We start from the raw sequence: 635 nt of genomic DNA on the forward strand, positions 1-635 counted from the left end.
GGCGTCGAGCGCACATCGTCTGCGGTCAGGTCAGGATATTTGGCTAAGATCGCGTCACGCACCTTCTGCTGTAACGCACGGCCCTTCGCTTTCGCGGATGCGGTCGAGATAGCCATTACGATTTCACGAACAGCGCAGCTTCGGACGCACGGCGCTTTGTCAGGCCGTTGAGGACTTTGCCCCCGGCCTTGTTCCAGCGCGCAAACTGTCCAGCGGCCCCGACATAGTTCTTCGCGTTGAGCAGCTTCAAGAGCGTGGACGAACCCAGCGCGCCGACACCGACATTATATGCGAAGCTGACAAGCGCCCCAAGCTGGTTAGCCGTAACCGGCACCTTTACGAGCGCACGGACCTTCTTTTCAAAGGCGTCGTATTCCTCATTCAGCCAAGCGTCTGCCTGTGCCTGAGTGCAAGTATCGCCCTGTTTTACGTTTGTCGTTCTACCCCAGCCGATAGTCCAGACTTTAGCCGGGCAGAGATATGCGGTTAGTTTGCAGCCTTCATATTGCTTGATTAGCGCAAGGCCATTCCGAGTTGATGTTACCATCAACTACTTAGCCCGCGCTCAAATCAGGGCTTTTGGACCCTTATCAGCCCCTTATTTTCTCAATCCAGTAAGTAACATGACAGCAATG

At 54.8% G+C, this 635-nt stretch carries 1 protein-coding gene; it reads right to left on the minus strand.

Annotated elements, in window-relative coordinates; translation table 11 throughout:
• Nucleotides 1-115: 115 nt before the first annotated feature.
• Nucleotides 116-547, minus strand: coding sequence for a lysozyme (locus I6F66_RS21275; RefSeq protein ID WP_197209770.1), 432 nt, complete (start codon nt 545-547; stop codon nt 116-118).
• Nucleotides 548-635 lie beyond the last annotated feature (88 nt).

The sequence above is a fragment of the Pseudoalteromonas sp. NZS100_1 genome (genome assembly GCF_015864285.1).
Classification (GTDB): domain Bacteria; phylum Pseudomonadota; class Gammaproteobacteria; order Enterobacterales; family Alteromonadaceae; genus Pseudoalteromonas; species Pseudoalteromonas arctica.